Annotated in this window: 16 protein-coding genes; 1 reads left to right on the top strand and 15 read right to left on the bottom strand. The window is 30.5% G+C overall.

Annotated elements, in window-relative coordinates:
- Window positions 1-19 precede the first annotated feature (19 nt).
- The 9 genes from MHI13_RS05935 to MHI13_RS05895 all read right to left on the bottom strand — a co-directional run bounded on the left by MHI13_RS05935 (window position 20) and on the right by MHI13_RS05895 (window position 9,771).
- Window positions 20-796, bottom strand: a complete 777-nt coding sequence (locus MHI13_RS05935) for a metal ABC transporter ATP-binding protein (protein WP_017176227.1) — start codon at window positions 794-796, stop codon at window positions 20-22.
- Window positions 797-916: 120 nt separating this feature from the next.
- Window positions 917-1,807 carry a deoxyribonuclease IV gene (locus tag MHI13_RS05930; protein ID WP_048761604.1) on the bottom strand — a complete coding sequence of 297 codons (891 nt, stop codon included), beginning with the start codon at window positions 1,805-1,807 and terminating at the stop codon, window positions 917-919.
- Window positions 1,808-1,816: 9 nt separating this feature from the next.
- Window positions 1,817-3,163, bottom strand: a complete 1,347-nt coding sequence (locus MHI13_RS05925; protein WP_017176225.1) for a DEAD/DEAH box helicase — start codon at window positions 3,161-3,163, stop codon at window positions 1,817-1,819.
- Window positions 3,164-3,187: 24 nt separating this feature from the next.
- Entirely contained in the window at window positions 3,188-4,291 is a 1,104-nt protein-coding gene (locus MHI13_RS05920; RefSeq protein WP_048761601.1) for a Nif3-like dinuclear metal center hexameric protein, read from the bottom strand.
- Entirely contained in the window at window positions 4,281-4,970 is a 690-nt protein-coding gene (locus MHI13_RS05915; RefSeq protein WP_048761598.1) for a tRNA (adenine(22)-N(1))-methyltransferase, read from the bottom strand. Before MHI13_RS05915 ends, MHI13_RS05920 begins: the two co-directional genes overlap by 11 nt.
- A gap of 103 nt (window positions 4,971-5,073) precedes the next feature.
- Window positions 5,074-6,180: an RNA polymerase sigma factor RpoD gene (gene rpoD, locus MHI13_RS05910; protein ID WP_002449793.1), complete on the bottom strand. Its 1,107-nt coding sequence runs from the start codon at window positions 6,178-6,180 to the stop codon at window positions 5,074-5,076.
- A 272-nt stretch (window positions 6,181-6,452) separates the two neighbouring features.
- Complete coding sequence (dnaG, locus tag MHI13_RS05905) at window positions 6,453-8,261, bottom strand: DNA primase (protein ID WP_017176222.1); 1,809 nt, start codon at window positions 8,259-8,261, stop codon at window positions 6,453-6,455.
- A 63-nt stretch (window positions 8,262-8,324) separates the two neighbouring features.
- Complete coding sequence (locus tag MHI13_RS05900; protein WP_070548469.1) at window positions 8,325-9,137, bottom strand: pyruvate, water dikinase regulatory protein; 813 nt, start codon at window positions 9,135-9,137, stop codon at window positions 8,325-8,327.
- A 10-nt stretch (window positions 9,138-9,147) separates the two neighbouring features.
- Entirely contained in the window at window positions 9,148-9,771 is a 624-nt protein-coding gene (locus MHI13_RS05895; protein ID WP_072291429.1) for a helix-turn-helix transcriptional regulator, read from the bottom strand.
- 330 nt (window positions 9,772-10,101) lie between these two features.
- Here MHI13_RS05895 and MHI13_RS05890 point away from each other — a divergent pair, with 330 nt between their 5' ends.
- A complete protein-coding gene (locus tag MHI13_RS05890; protein WP_048761594.1) occupies window positions 10,102-11,493 on the top strand; it encodes a glycine--tRNA ligase in 1,392 nt (463 codons plus the stop codon).
- 72 nt (window positions 11,494-11,565) lie between these two features.
- On the opposite strand, the gene recO is transcribed toward MHI13_RS05890, so the two are convergent.
- The 6 genes from recO to MHI13_RS05860 are packed head-to-tail and all read right to left on the bottom strand — an operon-like array spanning window position 11,566 to window position 15,419.
- Entirely contained in the window at window positions 11,566-12,315 is a 750-nt protein-coding gene (recO, locus tag MHI13_RS05885; protein WP_017176218.1) for a DNA repair protein RecO, read from the bottom strand.
- A gap of 33 nt (window positions 12,316-12,348) precedes the next feature.
- Complete coding sequence (era, locus tag MHI13_RS05880) at window positions 12,349-13,248, bottom strand: GTPase Era (protein ID WP_002449851.1); 900 nt, start codon at window positions 13,246-13,248, stop codon at window positions 12,349-12,351.
- Window positions 13,249-13,653 carry a cytidine deaminase gene (cdd, locus tag MHI13_RS05875; protein WP_002455278.1) on the bottom strand — a complete coding sequence of 135 codons (405 nt, stop codon included), beginning with the start codon at window positions 13,651-13,653 and terminating at the stop codon, window positions 13,249-13,251.
- 13 nt (window positions 13,654-13,666) lie between these two features.
- A complete protein-coding gene (locus MHI13_RS05870) occupies window positions 13,667-14,014 on the bottom strand; it encodes a diacylglycerol kinase family protein (protein ID WP_029376821.1) in 348 nt (115 codons plus the stop codon).
- Complete coding sequence (ybeY, locus tag MHI13_RS05865; protein WP_048761591.1) at window positions 14,010-14,471, bottom strand: rRNA maturation RNase YbeY; 462 nt, start codon at window positions 14,469-14,471, stop codon at window positions 14,010-14,012. The genes MHI13_RS05870 and ybeY overlap by 5 nt, the downstream gene beginning before the upstream one ends.
- Window positions 14,472-15,419 (bottom strand): PhoH family protein, encoded by a 948-nt coding sequence (locus MHI13_RS05860; protein ID WP_002449734.1) that lies wholly within the window; start codon window positions 15,417-15,419, stop codon window positions 14,472-14,474.
- Window positions 15,420-15,675 lie beyond the last annotated feature (256 nt).

Genomic DNA, 15,675 nt, shown 5'->3' with positions numbered 1-15,675 from the left:
AATTAACTCCTATTTAAAATTATGCTTCACAGCATGAACGATTATGTTGATGATCAACAAATTTAATTGGATGACCATATATTTTTGAAATTTCAACTTCATCAAGAGACTTAAATTCTTCAGTAGAACCGTGGAAATGAAGATGTTTATTTAAGCAAGCGACTTTTGTAGCTGTGTCTACCACAACGCCTATATCATGAGTAACTAAAATAATCGTTATACCTTCTTCTTTTAAATGTTGCAAGGTGGCATAGAATTCATTCACATGTTTTGCATCAATCCCATTTGTCGGTTCGTCTAATACTAAGACGGATGGATTTGAAATTAAAGCGCGTGCAATTAGTACACGTTGTTGTTGTCCACCTGATAATTCTGCAATATTTTTATTCTTTAGATGATGAATGTTTAAACGATGTAAAACATTATCTACTTGTTGTTCATCACTTTTATTAAACCACTGAAAAATTCTTTTCGTTTTAGTTAAACCACTTAAAACAACTTCTTTCACACTAGCAGGAAATCCTGCAGTAAAAGCATTGGCTTTTTGAGATACATAACTAATTTTTAATGCAGATTGAGTATTTTTTTTATAATATTTCCCGTCAATGTATATTTCACCGTGTTGTAATGGTAACAAGCCAAGAATAACCTTTAAAAGAGTAGATTTACCGGCTCCATTAGGACCAACAATTGCAAGAAAGTCACCTTTATTAATTCGAATATTAATGTTTTCTAATACTTGTTTATTATCAAAATAATAATCAATATTTTTTAATTCAAAAACAGGTTGATTCATCTTTTCACCTCGCTAAATACTATACAATTATATATGTTTTTTGTAAATAGTAATGTTTACGAATTAAAACAAGAGTAAGATAGCCTCTTTGTAGATTATGCTATCTTACTCTTATTTTAATTATTGATTCAATATTTTTTCTTTTAATTTGGGGTCAAAAATTTGAGATTTTAACATTTCGATTTCAAAGCGATAAGGCGGCTTTTTATTTTTCTTATCTTCTCCTACATAAGGAGTTTCAAGGATTTTAGGAATGTCTTTAAAAGCTTCATGATGTACCACATTATTCAAGGCGTCAAAACCAATATATCCAAATCCAATATTTTCGTGTCGGTCTTTATGTGCACCTTGTTCATTTTTACTATCATTTACATGAACAACTTTAATACGGTCTATTCCAATGATTTTATCAAACTCATTCAAAACTCCATCAAAATCATTTTTGATATTATAACCAGCATCATGTGTATGACAGGTATCAAAGCAAATAGATAATCGATCGTTATGTGTCACACCATCAATAATGCGAGCAAGTTCTTCAAAACTACGTCCAATTTCTGTTCCTTTCCCAGCCATTGTTTCAAGTGCAATTCGTACATCATGATCATGTGTTAATACTTCATTTAATCCTTTAATAATCTGATTAATTCCTTTATCTGCACCGGCACCTACATGCGCACCTGGATGTAAGACAATATCTTTCGCTCCTATAGCTTGCGTGCGTTCAATCTCATTTTGAAGGAAATTCACACCTAGTTCGTAAACTTCAGGCTTCGTTGTATTTCCTATATTTATTATGTAAGGAGCGTGTACAACAATATTGGATAAACCATATTGTTCCATAACTTTATGACCTTTTTCAATATTTAAATCGTTTATATTTTTTCTTCTTGTATTTTGAGGTGCACCTGTATAAATCATAAATGTTGATTCACCAAATTGATGTGCTTCTTCGGCCGATCCTTCTAACATTTTTTTACCACTCATTGATACATGTGAGCCAATTAACATTTGTTTCACCTAACCTTTTTTATTGTTTTTTCGTTGTTGTCTACTACGTTGTTTACTGTATTGCTTTCTCTCTTGTCGTTTCATTCTTTCTACTTCTTGTTTAAATTTCTTTTTATAGCCTGGTTTAACTTTATTTTTAGATTTACTTCTTACTTTATGTTTTACTTGATTTGTTAAATGATCATCTTTACGTTCACGTTTATGACGTGTATTGTGCGCTTTGATTGGCTTAAGTTCTCCATTTTTAATATCAACATTATCAAAGTGATAGCCTTTATCTTCAATAAGAGAAATATTATGTTCTTCATCTGGGCTATATAACGTTATAGCCACGCCTTTATAATTTCCACGTCCTGTTCTACCAACTCTATGAGTAAAGAAATCAATATCATTAGGAACATCAAAATTTACTACATGACTAACGCCTTCAATATCAATTCCTCTTGAAGCTAAATCACTTGCAATAACATATTGGAAATCTAAATTCCGAATACGTTTCATTTGTTGTTTACGTTCTCTAGGTGTTAAACCGCCATGAATCATACCTACTTTAATGCCAGACTCATTAAGAGATTGAGCAAGTTCATTTGCATTTTCTCTACTGTTACAAAAAATAATACATAGATATGGATTTAGTATATCAATTAATTGTAAAGTTTTATCAACTTTTTCAGTTCCTTTAGTAGGAATCAAATAAAATTCAATATTTTTTTTATTTTGGGATTTGTTATCAACTACAACATATTCAGGGTGACTAAGATACTTATTTAAAAACGGTTCTAATGATTTTGGAATTGTTGCACTAAAAACTGCAATATTAGCATTTTCATCTAAACGAGCAGCAATATAATCCACATCTTCTATTAACCCTAAATCAATGAGTAAATCTGCTTCATCGATAATTAAATATGATGCCTTATGAATATGCAAATGTCCACTCTGAGCTAAATCATTGATTCGTGTTGGTGTACCAATCACTAATTGAGGTTGTTGATTTGTTCGTTGTTTATCTTTCTCTATGTCAGTACCACCAATAAATAAACTTACTTTAATATCTGATTGAAAACTAGCTAGATGACTAGCCACTTTATACAATTGTTGTGCTAATTCACGAGTTGGTGCAACAACAATACTTTGAGGTTCTTTAATGTCAGTATTAATTAAATCTATTAAAGGTAATAAAAAGGCGTGTGATTTGCCAGTACCGGTTTGTGATTGACCAATTAAATTAGTCCCTTTTTTTATACGTGGAATAATTCTATTTTGAATTTCAGTAGGTTTATTAAAATTTAAATCTTTAACTGCATCAATAAGATTTGGATTTAAATTAAATATTTCAAATGGATGATTAGCCATTCATCTGGCCTCCTTTGTATTGTTTTAAATATAATTAAATGGATCTGTATTTATTTCTGAAGCTTCTATATTAAACTGCTTACTATCATTATTAAATAACCATCGTCCTAGTAAGTCTTTAAGTCCTTCTTTCATAACGTACTCACTATAATGATTGATATCTAATAAATGAATGCCATTAGTTTTAGCATCAAGTGCATCATGATGTTTTATGTCTCCAGTAACGAAAACATCTGCTCCCTTTTTAAAAGCACTAGTTTCAAAACCGATACCAGCACCTCCGATAATAGCAACTGTTTTAATTAACGCTTCTGAAGGACCTGTATAACGAACGCTAGGAATATTTAAATGTGCTTTAGCATATTTAGCAAAATCTTCTAAATTTAATGGTTCATTTAGTTCACCTATTTTTCCAAGACCATAATTAGCAGATGTCGTCATCTTAATAAAATCGTATACAGGTGTTTCATAAGGATGGTAATTAATAATTGCATTTTTAGCAATACTTAATTGATCTTTACGAATCATAAATTCTACCTTCACTTCATTTACATGTTCAATTCGATTTAGTTCTCCAATATGAGGGCGAGCGTCTCCAACTGGTTTGAATTGACCTTTACCTTTGGACTCAAAGAAACAATATTCATAATTCCCTTCTTTTGCTAGACCAATATTATTTATATGATATTTAAATGATTCTAGATTTTCTTCCGGAATGTAAGTTTGTACTTTATAATAAAAAGATTCTTCTTCATTTAAAAATCTAATATTAGTTAAATTTAATTTTTTTGCTAGCATCTCATTGACACCATCAATGTGATTATCTAAATTGGTGTGTAAAGCAATAAGTTGAATATCATTTTGAATAAGCATGTGTATCAATTTACCGTATCCATCATTAACTAATGATTTAACACCTTTAAAAATTAAAGGGTGATGCGCAATAATTGTATTGTATCCTTTGCTAATTGCCTCTTCTATTACTTCCATTGTGCAATCTAATGCTGTCAAAATACCTGTTATTTCTTTAGTGTCATCTCCAATTAATAAACCCACATTATCCCAGCTTTCAGCAGTTTTAAGGGGAACATGTTGGTCAATAATTGACATTAGTTCTTTAATTTTCATTATAGAGCACCTCTCTTATCATTGATATCTCTTCTTCAATCTCTTCTAGTCTCTCATGATGTTGTATTGGATTCAATTGATTACGAATATACTCTAAAGCTGCTAACTCTCTTTCCCATTTTTTTATAAAAATATCGTTTTTATGATTTAAAAGAATAGGACCAAATTTAAGTGATTTCTTATTAAGAAGATTAAGATTTTCTTTCCATTCACTAACTACAATTTCATAGATATGCCCTTTTTCTTCTAAAATTTCTTCAGCAATAATATCATAATTAAGATGTTGAAGTGTCTTGCGTAAGGTTTCAGTTTGAATATTACTTTGCAAAATTAGACGTGGATGATGTGCAAGTTTATTTTTACCCTCATCTAATATTTTCGCTATCAAAGGTCCACCCATTCCACAAATTGTGACATTATCTATTTTATCTTTCTCAGTTAGAATACTAAGACCATCACCTAATCGAACATCGATATGTTGAGTAAGTTGATGCTGTGCTACATTCGTTTTAGCAGCTGTATAAGGTCCTTTTATTACTTCACCAGCAATAGCATCATCGCATAGATGATGTTGTAATGCATAAATAGGTAAATAAGCGTGATCAGAACCGATATCAGCTAATGAATTAGGTAATAAGTATTGGCTTACAACTTTTAATCTATGATTTAATGATATCATTGTTATCTCCTTTATTATAAAAAGAGGCTAGGACATAGTATTGTCTTAGCCTCAAATTTCTTTATACATAACATCTATCGTTAACTCAGATTTAGCATTAATCTTAGTCCATAAAATCTTTAAGACGCTTGCTACGACTTGGATGTCTTAATTTTCTAAGCGCTTTAGCTTCGATTTGACGAATACGTTCTCTTGTAACACCGAATACTTTACCTACCTCTTCTAATGTTCTAGTTCGTCCGTCATCAAGGCCAAATCTTAAACGTAAAACATTTTCTTCTCTATCAGTAAGTGTATCTAAAACGTCTTCTAATTGTTCTTTCAATAACTCATAAGCAGCATGGTCAGAAGGACTTTGTGCTTCTTGATCTTCAATAAAGTCTCCTAAGTGACTGTCATCTTCTTCACCTATTGGCGTTTCTAGGGATACTGGCTCTTGAGCTATTTTAAGTATTTCGCGAACTTTTTCAGGTGGTAAATCCATTTCTTCACCAATTTCTTCAGGAGCAGGATCACGACCTAAATCTTGTAATAATTGTCTTTGTACGCGAATAAGCTTATTAATTGTTTCAACCATATGCACAGGAATACGGATGGTGCGAGCTTGGTCAGCAATAGCACGTGTAATGGCTTGTCTAATCCACCATGTAGCATAAGTAGAAAATTTAAATCCTTTACTAAAATCGAACTTTTCTACTGCTTTGATAAGCCCCATATTTCCCTCTTGGATTAAGTCTAAGAAAAGCATACCACGACCAACATATCGTTTCGCAATACTTACAACTAATCGCAAGTTGGCTTCTGCAAGGCGAGATTTTGCTACTTCATCACCTTGTTCAATACGTTTAGCTAATTCAATTTCTTCTTGTGCGCTAAGAAGATTTACACGTCCAATTTCTTTTAAGTACATTCTTACAGGATCATTAATTTTAACACCTGGAGGCGCACTTAAGTCATTTGGATTTAATTTTTCATCTGTATCTGAACTATCTTTTTCATTTACTAAACTAATATCGTTATCATTTAGTTGGTCAAAGAAATCATCCATTTGGTCGGAATCCATGTCAAAATTTTGCAGCTTTTCAGCAATTTCTTCATGACTTAGATGACCTTCCTTTTTACCTTTTTCAATTAATTGTTTTTTAACATCTTCTAATGTTAAAGTCGGATCAATTGTTTGTTTTTTGATTTTAACTTGGTTATCAGACATGAAAAGGCCTCCCAATCGTATTTTCAACTTTCAATTAAGATATTTAATTATATAATAAATTATTATAATAAGAAAAGTATATTTTATAATAAACATGAAATATTATCATTCTATAGGTAATAAAATGATATCCTTATTTCATAAATATTTAACTTATTATTTCTCTACCCTTTAAAAAAGCATAATAACCATTATACAGTAATGGTTATTAAATATAAATACTATATTAAAAGTTTAATATTTGTTTATATTCCTTTAATTTAAATGTTCATCTACATGCGTTGCTTGTTTTTATTAACTATCATTTGTAAATAATACTTTTGAGATTCTACGTCACCAATTCTAAGTGCTTCTTTTAATTTATGATTAAGTTCTTCAATAGAATCTTCATATTTGTTTTCATTTAAAGTTGAGATATATTCTTCAATTTCTAAATCATAAGGTTCTCGATTTAATTCATAATCATCAAGCTGTATGATTGCTTCTCTAATATCTTTATCTTCAATGTATAATATTAAATCACTAATCGAATAGTAATCATTTTCAGAATAATAATCGGTTAGCACTTTAAAAATACTTTGGAAATATTTATTCGTAAAATCATTTGCTTCAAGTTGTCGATTATAATTTAGAAATACATCTTTATCCATCATAAAGTGTTTTAATAAAGCTCTTTGTGCTTTTTCACTTTTGTTTAAATGTGTAAAAACAATATTTAAATTTTGAGAATTTAAATTCGAGTTATCATTGGTATTTCCAATATAGTCTTCTTCATATGAGATAAATTCAGGTTGTTGATGTACATTGGACATAATAGTATTGGCATCAATATTGAAAATGTCAGCTACGTCATTCACAATTTTATTTTTTAATATTGAAGATCTGACAAATGAAAGATCTTCAGTAATCTCTTTAAAGTGACGCTCATAAGCTAGATCATTATTTTCAATTTCATCTCGATAGAATTGAACTTTGTAAATAATAAACGATTTCTTCTCATTATTTATAAATTCTATAAATTTTTCTTTACCGAATTTAACTATATATTCATCGGGATCCATGTTTTTTGGTAATTGTACTACAAATACATTCAATCCATGTTTAAGTAAATGTTCTCCAGTTTTTAAAATGGCCTCTTGACCAGCAAAGTCTCCATCAAACATTAAAGTTATATTAGAGGTTAATTTTTTTAACACTGTAATGTGATCTTCTGATAATGCTGTACCCATACTTGCTACTACTGTTTTTAATCCAGCGTAATCAGCTTTAATTACATCCATGAATCCTTCTAACAACATTACTTCATCATTTTTTCTAATTGACTTTCTTGCGCTATCAAGATTATAAAGTAATCGTCTCTTTTGAAAAATCGGTGTCTCAGGACTATTTAAATACTTAGGCTCTTGATTGTTATAAGTTCTACCAGAAAAACCGACAATTCTTCCTTGAGCGTTTTTTAAAGGAAACATAATGCGATCTCTAAAACGATCATAGTAACTAAAATTTTCTTCGTTACGTGATAACAAACCAGCTTCATAAGCTAGTTCTATGTCATATCCTTTTTGTTGTAAAAAGTCATGACAAAAGTGAGCGTTATTAGGGGCATACCCAATTCCACGAGATTTTATTAATTCTTCAGTGAAACCACGATTTACAAGATAATTTAAAGCTTCTTCACCTTCTACGGATTTCATTAATGCATACATATAATATTCATTAATTAATTCATGCATTTCAATCATTTTTAAGTCTTCAGATGCTATCTGCGTTGTAGATGGATTAGAATGACCAATATCTACTTTTATATTAACGCGTTCTCCAAGTTCTTGTACTGCTTCTACGAATGAAATGTCCTTAATGTCTTGAATAAATTGAAAAACATTTCCACCTTTTTTACAACCAAAGCAATGGCATATTTGTTTATCTTCAGAAACTGTAAACGAAGGTGTTTTTTCATCATGAAAAGGACACAAACCAATGTAATTGCGTCCTCTTTTTTCTAATTTCACATATTCACTTACTAAATCTAAAATATCTGTTTTTTCCTTTATTTCGTTGATTACAGACTGTTCTATACGCAATATATATCACCTATTAAATAGTAGTCATAGTATTATACACTTTTATAGAAGGTTTTTAAATATTTATGCTTTACTTTCAATGATTTGTATAACATCATTTGCTGTTTCTTCAATAGCCTTATCAGATACATCAATAACAGGACATCCTATTTTTTTGACAATTTTTTCAAAATATTGAATTTCTTCTTTAATTCTATCTTCAGTAGCATATCTAGCATGCTCACCTAATCCTAATTGTTTAAGTCGTTGTTTTCTTATTAAATTAAGTTTATCTTCACTAATCTTTAATGCTATACATTTATTTGGATTAATTTTAAACAATTCGTCTGGTGGCGTTACCTCTGGAACTAGAGGAATGTTCATTACTTTATAGCTTTTATGCGCTAAATACTGAGATAGAGGTGTCTTAGAAGTTCTTGAAATGCCAATTAAAACAATATCTGCCTTAGGTAATCCTTTCGCATCTTTGCCATCATCATATTTTACCGCAAATTCAATTGCATCTATTTTTTTGAAATAGGCATCGTCTAATTTATGAACTCTGCCTGGCTGATTATACGGCTCCTCATCGTGCGTTTGATTAAGTAGTGTCATTAGAGGACCCATTATATCAACAGCTTTTAAGGAGAAAGCGTCTACTTTTTTCTTCATATATGCTTTGATTTTTGGTTCTACTAACGTATATACAATAATTGCATTTTTATCTATAGCGACCTGTATAACTTCATCTATATCCTTAAAGGTTTCTATATAAGGATATCTCAAAAAACCATGTTTACAAGCTTTAGGATTAAATTGAGCGACGCAAGCACTAGCAACCAACTCAGCTGTATCTCCTATTGAATCAGATGCAATGATTATCTTTATATTTTCCATTGTTTATCACCTATTCTTTAAATAATGAAACAAATAATTTTGTTATTGTTGTTTTAGATATTCTACCTACAACTTTATATTTACTATTTTCTTTTTTTCTAACAACGGGAATTGAATCAATTTCCTTATCTATCATTTGACTTGCTGCATAGATGACGAGGTCTTCTTCTTCTAAATAAACAATATTAGGCATACGTGACATGATGACACTTATAGGCATAGTATGAATATCTTGCCCAATCATAGAGGCACGTAACAAATCTTTTCGCGAGCTCACACCAATCAATTCATCTTTTTGATTAGTAATAAATAATGTTCCTGTATCTTCTAAAAATATAGTACATATAGCATCATAAATTGTCATATCTTCTTTAACGATAACAGGTAGAGACATATGATCTTTTATTATATATTGACGTAAATGATCACTGACTAATTTATTCTTAGATTTACCTGAATAATAATAACCCACACGTGGTCTAGCTTCAATAAAACCAGACATAGTTAAAATAGCTAAATCAGGACGTAAAGTAGCACGAGTTAAATTAAGTTTATCTGCTATATGTTCACCTGTTATCGGGCCACCATCTTTAACTATTTCAATTATTTGTTCTTGTCTTTTACTTAATTCTATAGGTCTTCACCCCTTTTAATTTCATTTTTATTATACCTATTTATATATATACCTACAAATACATATAAATCCTTGCTATTCAATTTTCTATGAATTAAAATATGATTAAGCGAGTTAAGGTCGGTGGAAGCTTAACATTTCAAAAATTGGCTTATCAATATCATTACATAAAAGCGAGTGTCTACACTAATTTGGGTGGAACCGCGGGTTATTTTGTTAACACTATATATTTATATAGATGAATTATTAACTCGTCCCAAGATAATAATAAGTATTATTTTATATTTATTTATTGTCTTGGGACGTTTTTATTTTAAAAGGAGAGATAATATGGTTAAAGATATGGATACTATTGTATCACTAGCTAAGCATAGAGGATTTGTATTCCCAGGTAGTGATATTTACGGTGGTTTATCTAATACATGGGATTATGGTCCATTAGGTGTTGAATTAAAAAATAATATTAAAAAAGCATGGTGGCAAAAATTCATTACTCAATCACCATACAATGTTGGGATTGATGCTGCCATTTTAATGAATCCAAAAACTTGGGAAGCATCTGGTCATTTAGGTAATTTTAACGACCCAATGATTGATAATAAAGATAGTAAAATTCGCTATCGTGCAGATAAATTAATCGAAGACTATATGCAAAATGAAAAAGGTGACGAAAATTTCATTGCTGATGGCTTAAGTTTTGAGGAAATGAAACGTATTATCGATGATGAAGGCATTGTATGTCCTGTAAGTGGGACTGCTAATTGGACAGATATTCGTCAATTTAACTTAATGTTTAAAACATTCCAAGGTGTTACTGAGGACTCTACTAATGAACTATTTTTACGTCCAGAAACTGCTCAAGGTATTTTCGTAAATTATAAAAATGTTCAACGTTCAATGCGTAAAAAATTACCATTTGGTATTGGTCAAATCGGTAAATCATTCCGTAATGAAATCACGCCTGGTAACTTTATTTTTAGAACAAGAGAATTTGAACAAATGGAATTAGAATTCTTCTGTAAACCTGGTGAAGAAATTGAATGGCAAAATTACTGGAAAACATTTGCAAGTCAATGGTTAAAAGATTTAAACATCAATGAAGAAAATATGAGATTACGCGATCATGATGAAGAAGAATTATCTCACTATTCTAATGCGACTACAGATATTGAATATAAATTCCCATTTGGTTGGGGCGAATTATGGGGTATTGCAAGCCGTACTGATTTTGACTTGAAAAAGCACAGTGAACATTCTGGTGAAGATTTCAGATATCATGATCCAGAAACAAATGAGAAATATATTCCATATTGTATTGAACCTTCTTTAGGGGCAGATCGTGTTACATTAGCTTTCTTATGTGATGCTTATGATGAAGAAGGCGTTGAAGGTAGTAAAGATGCTCGTACAGTAATGCATTTCCACCCTGCTTTAGCGCCATATAAAGCTGCTGTTTTACCATTAAGTAAAAAATTATCTGAAGAAGCAATTAAAATCTTTGAACAATTAAGTTCTAAGTTTTCTATTGATTTTGATGAATCACAATCAATTGGTAAGCGTTATCGTCGTCAAGATGAGATCGGTACTCCTTACTGTATTACATTTGATTTTGATTCATTAGAAGATAATCAAGTTACAGTACGTGATAGAGATTCTATGGAACAAGTTCGTATGCCAATCTCAGAATTAGAAACATTCTTAGCTGAAAAAGTTAAGTTTTAATATAACAAGAACCCACTTATTACTTACTATGAGTAATAAGTGGGTTCTTTTAATTAATTTAAACATTTTATATTATTCTAATCGCTTAAGTTGATTAATTAATTTTTGACCTTTAAAGTACATGCCAGCATATTCTCTATACAGCATTATCATTAATTCTGACATTTCATCTAATAAAGCTTGGTTAATATTAAAATGATTCATTTTATCAATTGGCAACTTTTGTAAAATATCCAATAAATAAAATGTTTTATTGGATAGCTTTAAGGCATAAGGATCATTATTTAATACAGTTTCTGAGATGGTCCCATCATATTTAAAACTGTAAGCAATAAGCTTAGATTGATCAGTATCACCAGTAATTGCACAATAATCGAAAAATGCGCCAAAACCAAATTTATTCATACATTTCAATAATACGATAATCGACATTAATTGAGCAGAATTACCTTCTGAAATTTTATTGAGTACAAATTCTAATAACTTATAATGATATAAAGAAACTTCATTTGGTTCTAATGATCGATCTATTGCTTCGACGCATAAAGTCGCATAACTACTATCAAAAATATCTAATCGTAATTGATAATATTGGTTTATGACATCAATAGAACTGAGCGTTCCCATACCTTTCCATTTATTATAAATAAATAAGCCATACACAAAGAGTTGTGTATGAGCTTGCAAGCCGGTTTTAGATTTCTTAGCACGTCTTACCATAATAGGAATTTTAGCACCATGCTCGTTTAATATTGTAATAATTTTATCGGATTCACCATAATCTACTGATTTTATGATAATTCCTTTTTGTTTTTCTAACAATGCATCTCACCGGCTTTCCTATTAATTTAAACGTTAATCTTGATCTTCAACATATCCCATTTGACGAATAAAGTTTACTTTATTTCTCCAATCTTTCTGAACTTTCACCCATAATTCGAGGTAAACTTTTGATCCGAGAAGCATTTCAATATCACGTCGAGCTCTTTTACCGACTTCTTTAAGTTTTTTCCCACCCTTACCTATAACAATTCCTTTTTGAGAATCACGTTCAACAAAAATAGTTGCTTCAATTCTTACTCTTTCTTCACTTTCCTTAATCATTCTATCTACATTTACCCCTATTGCATGGGGGATTTCTTCACTTGTTAGATGTAAGATTTTTTCTCTAATAATTTCGCCTACTACAAATTGTTCTGGATGATCCGATATTTGATCATCAGGGTAATATTTTGGACCTTCAGGTAAATAATCTTTAAGTACATCGATAAAGTGATCCACATTCAATCCTTCAAGTGCCGAAATTGGCACAATTTCAGTAAAATCCATATAGGTTTTATATTTTTCAATCTTAGGCATAAGTGCATCTGGATGAACTAAATCAATTTTATTTAACACTAGAAATACTGGTGTTTTAACATTTTTTAGCATTTCCATTATATATTCGTCACCACGACCAATATCTTCATTTACATTTACCATAAACATAATAGCATCAATTTCTGATAGTGTATTTTTAGCTACACGCATCATATAATCTCCTAATTTATGCTTAGGTTTATGAATACCTGGTGTATCTAAGAAAATGATTTGAGCATCTTCTCTTGTCATTACTCCCTGAATTTTATTTCTTGTTGTTTGAGCTTTATCTGACATAATTGCAATTTTATGTCCAATGACTCTATTCATAAACGTGGATTTTCCCACATTCGGTCTCCCTATAATAGATACAAATCCTGATTTGTGTTCTGTCATTTATTCTAAATCCTTTCCCGAAAAGCCGTGAGGTAATAGTTCTGCTACAGTTGACTTAATCATCTCACCTTTATGATTTGTCATATACACAGGCATGTCGTCATCACAGAGTTCTTTTAATACTTGACGACATGTTCCACAAGGTGATGACGGATGTTCAGCGTCAACGGTAACTGTTATTGATTCAAAATCTCCTGGTCGATAGCCTTCTGAAATTGCAGCTACTAAACTAGATCGTTCTGCACAAATCGTTGCTGGATAAGCTGCATTTTCAACATTTGCTCCATAAAAATGGCGACCGTCTTTTGTTTTTAAATATGCACCTACTTTAAAATGACTATACGGTACATAAGCACGTTGTTGAGCTTTTCTAACTTCTTGAAAATAATGTGATTGATAACTCATTTTATTGTCCCCTTTAAAAAAAGATGTGAGGTATAAAAATCATTAAACCCATAATTAGTGCAAAGATTGAAACAACCATAACACTAAAGGCGGCAATATCTTTAGCTTGTTTAGCTAATTCGTGATAGTCAGAAGTAACTAAATCTACGACGCATTCTATAGCTGTATTCACAGCCTCAAGCGTAAGTACCAAAGTGATGCTTAACAAAATAAACAACCATTCTACAGTTGAAAGTCTTACGATAATTCCTAAAATGATAGCTATGAATGCGAATATTAAGTGTATTAGATAATTGTGATCTTTTTGAAGAAGTGTTTTTAAACCATCAAAAGTGTATTTAAATCGTTTTAAAAATTTAATCTCTAGTCAATCCATATGCGTTTAAAATTTCTTTTTGGCGTCCAAACATTTCTTTTTCATCTTCTTCATTCATATGATCATATCCTAATAAGTGTAAAAAACCATGTAAAGCTAAAAAACCAAGTTCTCTTTCAAATGAATGATTATAAGATTCAGCTTGTTCCTTAGCTACATCAGTACAAATAATAATATCTCCTAACACTCTAGGAATATCTAAACCAATAATATCTGGTTCATCTTCTTCAAGTGCAAAAGAAATAACATCAGTCACTCTATCTTTATCTCGATAATTTTTATTTATTTCTTGAATTTCATCTTTATTTACAAAAGTAACTGACAATTCAGCATCTTCATGAATGTTTTCTTTTTCTTTAGCAAAGTTAATTAAGTCTTCGATTTGATGATACCATTCATCTTTAACTAAGTTTGTATGATCATTGAAATCAATCGTAAACATTTAATTGTCTCCTTCATAACGTTCGATAATTTTACTTACTAATGGGTGTCGTACTACATCACTTTGATCTAGTTCCATTATATTTATTCCTTTAACACCACGAAGGTTCTTAATAGCTTCTTTTAATCCACTTTTAACACCTTTTGGTAAGTCAATTTGAGTTTGGTCTCCAGTTACAACCATTTTTGAACCAAATCCTAGACGAGTTAAAAACATTTTCATTTGTGCATGTGTTGTATTTTGAGCTTCATCTAAAATGACAAATGCATCATCTAGAGTTCTACCCCTCATATACGCTAAGGGAGCAATTTCAATTGTACCTCGTTCAATAAAACGTGCTGTTTGTTCTCTACCTAGGACAGTATTTAAACCATCATAAAGAGGTCTTAAATATGGATCAACTTTTTCTTTTAAATCTCCTGGTAAGAAACCTAATGATTCACCAGCTTCTACAGCTGGTCTTGTTAAAACAATTCTTTTTACTGTTCCTTTTCTTAATTGTTTTGCAGCATAAACAACTGCAAGGAAAGTTTTACCTGTTCCAGCAGGACCTATACCAAACACTAAATCATTACGTTTCATAGCATTAATATAAAGACGTTGCCCCATTGTTTTTGCACGAATTGTTTTACCAAAGGCATCTTTAGTAATCTCTTCATCATATAAATCCAATAGATATTGAATAGTGTCATTTTTAGCCATCTTTATGGCAGCCTCAACATCTTTTAATGTAATTGAATGTCCTAACTCAATTACCTTTAATAAATTTTTAAGAACTAATTCTGCTTTTTCAACATGCTCTAATACTTGACCTTTTACTGCAATTTCTTGCCCACGAGCATGTATGATAACATCAAATGCTTCTTCAATCGATTTTAAATGTTCATCATTATTACCAATTAAAGCTTGAGAATGGTTGATGTTATCTATTTGAATTATTCCTGGCATAAAAGCGCTCCTTTTCACATAAAACATATTCATTAATAATTAATCTTTCATATAAATTTTACTAAACAATGATAAAGTATACAAATTTAAATGTTTTGAATGAATAATTAACCTAAGATAATATAACATAATAAAAAGTACCAAGAACAATATGTGTTTTAGGCGCATCTTAACATATTAGGAGCATAAATAAAGAGACTTCCACGTAGAAAGTCTCTTGTAAAGGTCAGAATGAAACAATAAATGTTGTCTTATT

The organism is Staphylococcus sp. FSL K6-0223, from assembly GCF_038008285.1.
This window is presented reverse-complemented; position numbering and strand designations above follow the sequence as displayed.

Bases quoted from the DNA above. Each gene is read 5' to 3' on its own strand.
- era (WP_002449851.1), bottom strand. From the start codon at position 13,248: ATGACAGAACACAAATCAGGATTTGTATCTATTATAGGGAGACCGAAT.
- MHI13_RS05925 (WP_017176225.1), bottom strand. From the start codon at position 3,163: ATGGCTAATCATCCATTTGAAATATTTAATTTAAATCCAAATCTTATT.
- cdd (WP_002455278.1), bottom strand. From the start codon at position 13,653: ATGAGTTATCAATCACATTATTTTCAAGAAGTTAGAAAAGCTCAACAA.
- ybeY (WP_048761591.1), bottom strand. From the start codon at position 14,471: ATGTTTACGATTGATTTCAATGATCATACAAACTTAGTTAAAGATGAA.
- MHI13_RS05920 (WP_048761601.1), bottom strand. From the start codon at position 4,291: ATGAAAATTAAAGAACTAATGTCAATTATTGACCAACATGTTCCCCTT.
- MHI13_RS05935 (WP_017176227.1), bottom strand. From the start codon at position 796: ATGAATCAACCTGTTTTTGAATTAAAAAATATTGATTATTATTTTGAT.
- MHI13_RS05890 (WP_048761594.1), top strand. From the start codon at position 10,102: ATGGTTAAAGATATGGATACTATTGTATCACTAGCTAAGCATAGAGGA.
- MHI13_RS05930 (WP_048761604.1), bottom strand. From the start codon at position 1,807: ATGTTAATTGGCTCACATGTATCAATGAGTGGTAAAAAAATGTTAGAA.
- MHI13_RS05915 (WP_048761598.1), bottom strand. From the start codon at position 4,970: ATGATATCATTAAATCATAGATTAAAAGTTGTAAGCCAATACTTATTA.
- MHI13_RS05900 (WP_070548469.1), bottom strand. From the start codon at position 9,137: ATGGAAAATATAAAGATAATCATTGCATCTGATTCAATAGGAGATACA.
- rpoD (WP_002449793.1), bottom strand. From the start codon at position 6,180: ATGTCTGATAACCAAGTTAAAATCAAAAAACAAACAATTGATCCGACT.
- MHI13_RS05860 (WP_002449734.1), bottom strand. From the start codon at position 15,419: ATGCCAGGAATAATTCAAATAGATAACATCAACCATTCTCAAGCTTTA.